This is a genomic window from Acaryochloris sp. IP29b_bin.148 (assembly GCF_028285565.1).
Lineage (GTDB): Bacteria > Cyanobacteriota > Cyanobacteriia > Thermosynechococcales > Thermosynechococcaceae > Acaryochloris.
Genome location: NZ_JANQOY010000215.1, coordinates 1 through 6,914, shown reverse-complemented (window position 1 = coordinate 6,914; position 6,914 = coordinate 1). Strand labels below are relative to the sequence as shown.

The window sequence follows — 6,914 nt, the reverse complement described above, 5'->3', positions numbered from 1 at the left end:
GTAAGCTGATAGACATGGCTGAGGTAAAGTGGTACGGCATACTGCAAATATATGCCCCAGCCTTTTCTCATGCTCTATTTCTTCGTCGAACTCACGTTGACGTGGGTGAAGCTCCCCCATACAGAGACGGACGTAAGCATAAATAAATCAACGGTCCGAGTAAGGGCATGAGGGCCGCACTCCAAAACAAGGGAGTCTGAGTGGATACACCACGTCGATGAGCATCAGCGATTAACAGAGCCGGGAAAACAAGGCTGAGCATACAAAAATCTAAGCTCATCACATGAATAAATCGGCTGGTTTGCCAGAGTTGAGTAAAGTCGATCCAGTCCCCTTGGGATAGGCCAAAAGTGAGGAGTGCGATCGCACCCACCAATAACCCAATCCCCAGTCCACGACTATCCCAAAACTTTAAAGTCCGGTTGCACTCTCCTGCAAGGTCAGGTTGGGGAGATTGGCGCAGCACCAGGTAAGGCAACAAAGCAAAGGCTCCAAAGGCAAAGGACAGGCTGGCGAACGGCCAAGCTGGAATTTTTTGCTCACACCCATCTGCAAACAGCACGCTCCCATAGATCATGGGCCAGATACCCATCAGATTAAAGAGGGCAATAATCAGGGGATTGATACCTTGCCAATGCATCGTCGCCAGCTTTTGAATCAAGTCCAGGGAATTGACCTGGTCTGCAGGAGCGAAGACAAAGGCATAGACACTAAACCCCAGCCATAACAGTCCAAACCCAATTTTTTGCACCATGCTGATGTCCCACTCTCCCTTCTCAACCGTAGAAAACGCCCCATAAGCAAATGAGCTAGGGAAGCAATCATACTTTCTCCTAGCTCATATTAGAGGATGGATAATGCGGTTTAAATCTATCCTAATTTGATGCTGGTTACAGACTTGAGTAAATCTTGTAAACCGCTCACAACTTTATCTTGGTTGGGTTCACCTTCACCCAAGCTCGTCTTCACCGTCTCAATTCCATCTTGGATGGATTGAGCAGAGTCGGGCTTGATATTCTCTTTTAAGGCCGGCCAAGCGTCTTGTACTTTGGCAAACTCAGTCTTGGCGGTTTCAAAGTCTCCAGATTTTGCTGCATCTAAGGTGGAGGTCACCCCATCCTTCATGCCAGAAACGCTATCTTTAAGGGCGACGAGGTCGGTTCCTTTATTGACGGTTTCGGTAACAGCATCTTTGGCATCAGTGGCAGTATCTTTGACTTTATCAGTCGCATCAGCCGCAGTATCTGTCACCTTATCGGTTGTTTCAGCTGCCGTATCTTTTGCTTTGTCGGCAGCATCTTTAACAGTGTCGCCTGCTTCACTACAAGCAGTAAGGGAAAGGGCGCTTAATAGTCCTATGATTAAGGCGGATTTGAGTCGGAGCATAATTGTATCTCTAAGTATTTATACTTTCCAGCTAATATTATCGAGAACAAAGGAAATTTGCACAAGTCTATTTAGGACAGTTGATCAGACTGGTCCCCAGAGAATAATCAATCATTGTATCGATCTAAAATCGACTCAAGCCTCAACTTTACTTTTGGGCCTTTTACATTGTCCTAATTGCGTCATCATTCTAGGCTCGCTGAATAGGTGCAGCGAATATTGAAGAATCATTTTTCTGAGGAGCAATGGCGAAATTCTATCCTGAGTTGACTCAGCCCCTACAATCCTTTATTCAGCAACAGCAGATCTTCTTTACAGCGTCCGCGCCAACCCAAGGCCGGATTAATCTGTCTCCCAAAGGGATGGATACGTTTCGTTGTCTTGGCACTCAGGAAGTGGCTTACCTCGATCTAACGGGCAGCGGCAGTGAGACCAGTGCCCATATCGCTGAGAATGGTCGATTGACGATCATGTTTTGTAGTTTTGTGGGCGATCCATTAATTTTGCGATTATATGGGCAAGGAGAAGTGATTCGTCCGTGCGATCGCACCTGGTCCGACAGACTCAAATCCTTCGAGCCTCTACCCGGAACGCGACAAATTGTTGTGCTCCATATCGAATCCGTCCAAACCTCCTGTGGGTTTGGTGTTCCCCTTTACGAGTACCAAGGCGATCGAGACCAGTTGCTCAATTGGGCGACTAAAAAGGGCGAGGAGGGTCTACGAGACTATCAAGTCCAAAAAAATCAAGTCAGCATTGATGGCTTGCCGACCGGGTTGATGGCAGAGGGCTAATGGCATACTCTCCCAAAATCGTGGTGTTGGATGACGATCCCACCGGATCACAAACGGTCCATAGTTGCCTGTTATTGCTGCAGTGGGATGTGGCAACGCTGTGTCAGGGATTATTGGATCCATCACCCCTCCTGTTTATCCTCACCAATACTCGGGCGCGATCGGCAGCTGAAGCCGCTCAAGTCACTCGGGAAGTGTGCCGCAATTTAAACATGGCAATGGCACAAGTCCAATCAACGGCTGACGGAACAGATCGCAGCAAAAGCTATTTAATTGTCAGCCGCTCAGACTCCACCCTACGGGGGCATTACCCCTTAGAAACAGACGTAATCACAGCAGAACTCGGCCCCTTTGACGCCCAGTTCCTAGTTCCTGCCTTTTTAGAGGGAGGCAGAATTACTCAAAATGGTATGCACTACATCCAGAGCCAAGATCGGATGATTCCTGTACATCAGACTGAATTTGCCCAAGATCCTATTTTTGGTTATCAGCATAGCTTCCTGCCAGACTATATTGCTGAGAAAACAGAGGGACGCGTTTCCGCCTCACAAGTCTTACAGTTTTCTGTGAATCAAACGGCTATTGAGGACTTAAACCCATTGATGAGCTTGCAAGGCAATCAATATACGGTTGTCGATGCAGTCCATCAAGCCGATTTAGATCAGTTTGCCCAGTGGGTATTCGCAGCCTCTGCTCAAGGCAAACGGTTCTTATTTCGCAGTGCCGCGAGTCTGCTGACGGCATTGGCCAATTTGCCTCCCCAACCTATTCCGGCAGGAGAAATGGGAAAAACAGTGCAAAGCGATCACCCTGGCGTGTTTATCATCGGCTCCTATGTCCAGAAAACAACGGCTCAGCTCTCAGCCCTATTGGCTTTGCCCCAAATTGAGGGAATCGAACTGAACCTCACGCCTCTTCAAGAGAACGAAGTGGATACTCACCACGTCAAAACCCAAGTCTTGGCACAGATTGATGCCATTTTTCGCCACCACCACACTCCAGTGATTTACACGAGTCGGCAACCTCTAAACTTTACGAATCTGGCAGAGCGGCTCCGATTTAGCACCCAGGTGGCCAATCTGTTAGCAGATATCGTCCAGCAACTGCCCACTGATCTGGGGTACTTAGTCAGCAAAGGGGGAATGACCTCGAATATCCTTTTATCGCGAGGGTTAAACCTATCCTCTGTACAACTATTGGGGCAAATTTTGCCGGGATGTTGTGTAGTGCAAACGAGTTTGGGGCATAATTTTCCCCAGCTACCCGTTGTTTTATTTCCAGGAAATGTCGGTCAAACGCCAGATCTAGTCAAGGTCTACCAGTGCTTGTCTCGGCGGTTAGACAGAAACAACGGATCAGAGGGAGCTGGATGATCAGCAAATTACTCAAAAAAGGTAGCTGATTATTGACTAATCATGAGATAATTATCGTTTGTGTCCAATTAGAAGTTTTGACGCGGTAAAAGCACATGGCAAAAGGTGTTCGGATCATCATCACATTGGAATGTACCGAATGTCGGTCCAACTCCGATAAGCGATCGCCAGGAGTATCCCGGTACACAACCACAAAAAACAGACGAAATACCACGTCTCGTCTGGAACTAAAGAAGTTTTGTACGCATTGCAATAAGCATACAAACCACAAAGAAATCAAGTAGTATCCTTTGTCCATCTATTCAACGTTTATCAAACCCTTATGCCTTACTATCGCCGCCGTGTTTCTCCGATCAAGCCAGGTGATCCGATTGATTACAAGGATGTTGATCTACTCCGTCGTTTTATCACTGAGCGCGGCAAGATTTTACCTCGACGGATTACGGGCCTTACAGCTCGCCAACAACGTGATTTAACCCGTGCCATTAAGCAAGCCCGAGTCTTGGCTTTACTTCCTTTCATTAACCGCGAAGGATAGAGGGTCGGTATCGACGTCTAGAACTACCCCTGTTATGGGTTAGTTCAGTCTTGCCATAACTGCTGAAATTGGATGAGCCAATTGAGTGGAGAAAGGAACATTAATTGAATTCAAACGACGGGGCGATTGTGCCGAAGGGCAGCGTCCCTTTCAATTGGGCGTAGTCGATCGACCCGAAGGTAAGAAGAATTGGGTTGTCGTTGATCAAACGGGACAATCCCACACCCTTCATCCTCGACAATTTACCTTTGTCGTTGCAGGGCAAACCTATACGCCCTCTGAGATTACTGAATTTCAGACAGAAGCTGAATCCTATATTGATCCAAGCAGCCTAGAAGTGGCTTGGGAAATTTTGCTGGAAGACGCCCAGTCCGTTGAACCCGCCGATTTAGCTCAGCTGTTGTTTTCCGATCAAAGTCCGCCTCTCTGTTATGCGGCCCATTGCTTACTAACGGACGATCGCATCTACTTTAAGCAAAAAGGGGACCGTTTTGAACCTCGGTCAGCGAACCAGGTAGCGGAGCTGCAGCATCAAATTGAGCAGCAAGCCAAACGTCAGCAAGAGCAACACGCTTTTTACAAAAAATTAGAGCAGGCGATCGCGGGTGATACCGTGGAGTGGGAAGGATGCGATCGCACCTATCTCCAAGCGCTAGAAAAATTTGCTGCATTAGGAGATGAAGCCACCACCCGAGCCACTGCGGTGGACGTCTTATCAACCCTAAAACGAGCCACCTCACCTGACGCTGCCTTCCAACTGTTAGTCGATGTGAAGGTTTGGAGGCCCCACCAAAATTTACATCTCTATCGCAGCAAAACCCCGGTTCACTTTTCTCCGTCCGTTCTCGCTGCCGTTGAGACATTACTAAAAATGCCGCCACCCGACTTACATACTGATCGCTACGACCTGACCAGTTTGAAAGTCTATACCATTGATGATGAAAGCACTTCCGAAATTGACGATGGCCTTAGCTTAGAATTTCTGCCCGACGGCAAGCAGCGGGTCTGGATCCATATTGCCGACCCTAGTCGCTGGATCACCCTGGGCGGTGAGTTAGATCGCGAGGCACAACGCCGAGGCACAACGGTTTACTTACCCACAGGCATGATTCCCATGTTCCCAACGGAACTCTCTACGGGACCGATGAGTTTAGTCCAGGGCCAAATCTGCTGTGCCCTTAGCTTTGGTGTCATTCTGACAGAAGAAGGGGCCATCGAGTCCTATGAAATTCGCTGCAGCCAGGTTCAACCCACCTATCGCCTGACCTATGCCGATGTGGATGAAATGTTGGAGCTAGGCGTTGAGGCTGAATCAGAGCTACTTGCTTTGGCAGACTGGGCCAAACGACGACAGGCTTGGCGAAAGTCGCAAGGCGCAATCAGCATTCAAATGCCCGAGTCATCTATCAAGGTCGAGGGCGATAAAGTCGACATTGAAGTCCTTTACGACTCCCTCTCCCGCAACCTGGTGGCGGAGATGATGATTCTGACGGGGGAGGTGGCAGCCCGCTACGGCCAAGATCATGATTTACCCTTGCCCTTCCGTCATCAACCTCAACCGGAGCTGCCCCCCGAAGAAGAGTTATTGCAGTTGGCACCCGGATTTGTCCGTTACTGTGCCATCCGCAGCTGTATGCCTCGCAGTGAAGTCAGCATTAGTCCTGCCCGCCATGCCAGCTTGGGCTTGGATTGTTACTGTCAGGTGACTTCCCCCATTCGTCGCTATGCGGATTTAGTGGCCCATTTCCAAATTAAAGCCCATCTTCGGGATGAGGAACTGCCTTTTAGTAAAACAGATTTAACCACCCTGATTCCCAGCGTCACTACGGCCGCCTATGAGGCAACCTTGCTAGAACGGCAAACGAATCGCTATTGGAGTTTGGAGTATTTACGCCAGCATGGTCAAACGGTCTGGCCAGCCATGGTGCTGCGATGGCTACGTGAGCATGAGAACCTGGCCCTCATTCTGCTGGAAGATCTCGGACTAGAACTGGTGATGCGCCTCGATCACCCGATGACGCTGGGAGATCGTCTGGATGTTAAAGTGGCCTCGGTGAATCCTCGCCTGGATCGGATTCAATTACAGGAATGTTTCACGGCCTCGCCTGAGGTTTCTCAGGAAGGGTAGTTCATATCGGGCATCCGATTGCGCTGCTCTGCGCGCATGGATTGGCTTCTGGCTTTTGCTTCTGCAGCACTGTCTTTGAGGGCCTGGAGACGGGTTTCATAGCGCTTGCGATTGCGCCGACTGGGCGATTGCTCAATCAATATTTTCAAGGCACTGCCTAAGCTTTTATAGGCATTAGGGAGGGTGTAGCCAAACCGGGTTGCCAATGCGATCGCTTTTTGATCCGCAGCCGTGAGATCATCAACACTCTTCTGGGAATTATTGCGCTGATACAGTCGCCAACCAGACACCCCACACAGGGCCAAGGCCAACATCAGCAGAAGTCCATCTTGGACCCACAATTCCCCCACGGCTCCCCCTAAACCAATCGCTAAGGCTGCCATTTCCCAACCATCACGGGGAATGGTATCGTTCTGAATCCGAGCAACTTGGTGCCAAAACAGCAAATTGCGCTGGTCTTTGGCAAACTGTTCCCACTTCAGCAGGTCAATCTGAATTTCGACTTCATCTTGGCCCAGTTCTTCGCAGGTAATCAGGGAGGCATTGGTGGCTGTAGTCGCTTCTACGGTCACCCAGCTTTGCAGCTCAGGTGGCAGGAGCGTTCGCAGACGCCGCAGTTCACTCATTTCAGCCCGAGCAGAGGATGTTCCGTAGACCATGAATTCAAATGTGGAATGATAAACAACAATCGTAAA

8 protein-coding genes are annotated in these 6,914 nt (G+C 49.2%); 5 read left to right on the top strand and 3 right to left on the bottom strand.

Annotated elements, in window-relative coordinates; translation table 11 throughout:
- Positions 1-91: 91 nt before the first annotated feature.
- The gene (locus tag Q0986_RS19495) at positions 92-754 is read right to left on the bottom strand and encodes a DUF2834 domain-containing protein (RefSeq protein ID WP_299414606.1); all 663 of its coding nucleotides are present in this window, start codon (positions 752-754) and stop codon (positions 92-94) included.
- A gap of 116 nt (positions 755-870) precedes the next feature.
- Positions 871-1,386, bottom strand: coding sequence for a hypothetical protein (locus Q0986_RS19490; RefSeq protein ID WP_299414604.1), 516 nt, complete (start codon positions 1,384-1,386; stop codon positions 871-873).
- Positions 1,387-1,631: 245 nt separating this feature from the next.
- Here Q0986_RS19490 and Q0986_RS19485 point away from each other — a divergent pair, with 245 nt between their 5' ends.
- The 5 genes from Q0986_RS19485 to Q0986_RS19465 all read left to right on the top strand — a co-directional run bounded on the left by Q0986_RS19485 (position 1,632) and on the right by Q0986_RS19465 (position 6,219).
- A complete protein-coding gene (locus Q0986_RS19485; RefSeq protein ID WP_299414602.1) occupies positions 1,632-2,180 on the top strand; it encodes a pyridoxamine 5'-phosphate oxidase family protein in 549 nt (182 codons plus the stop codon).
- Positions 2,180-3,553 carry a four-carbon acid sugar kinase family protein gene (locus Q0986_RS19480; protein WP_299414600.1) on the top strand — a complete coding sequence of 458 codons (1,374 nt, stop codon included), beginning with the start codon at positions 2,180-2,182 and terminating at the stop codon, positions 3,551-3,553. The genes Q0986_RS19485 and Q0986_RS19480 overlap by 1 nt, the downstream gene beginning before the upstream one ends.
- A gap of 95 nt (positions 3,554-3,648) precedes the next feature.
- Positions 3,649-3,837 (top strand): 50S ribosomal protein L33, encoded by a 189-nt coding sequence (gene rpmG / locus Q0986_RS19475; RefSeq protein WP_299414598.1) that lies wholly within the window; start codon positions 3,649-3,651, stop codon positions 3,835-3,837.
- Between the two features lie 38 nt (positions 3,838-3,875).
- Positions 3,876-4,091: a 30S ribosomal protein S18 gene (gene rpsR, locus Q0986_RS19470; RefSeq protein ID WP_010480754.1), complete on the top strand. Its 216-nt coding sequence runs from the start codon at positions 3,876-3,878 to the stop codon at positions 4,089-4,091.
- 85 nt (positions 4,092-4,176) lie between these two features.
- Positions 4,177-6,219 (top strand): ribonuclease R family protein, encoded by a 2,043-nt coding sequence (locus tag Q0986_RS19465; RefSeq protein ID WP_299414595.1) that lies wholly within the window; start codon positions 4,177-4,179, stop codon positions 6,217-6,219.
- On the opposite strand, the gene Q0986_RS19460 is transcribed toward Q0986_RS19465, so the two are convergent.
- On the bottom strand, positions 6,207-6,878 hold the full coding sequence (locus tag Q0986_RS19460; RefSeq protein WP_299414608.1) for a DUF3318 domain-containing protein: 672 nt from the start codon (positions 6,876-6,878) through the stop codon (positions 6,207-6,209). The genes Q0986_RS19465 and Q0986_RS19460 overlap by 13 nt on opposite strands.
- Positions 6,879-6,914 lie beyond the last annotated feature (36 nt).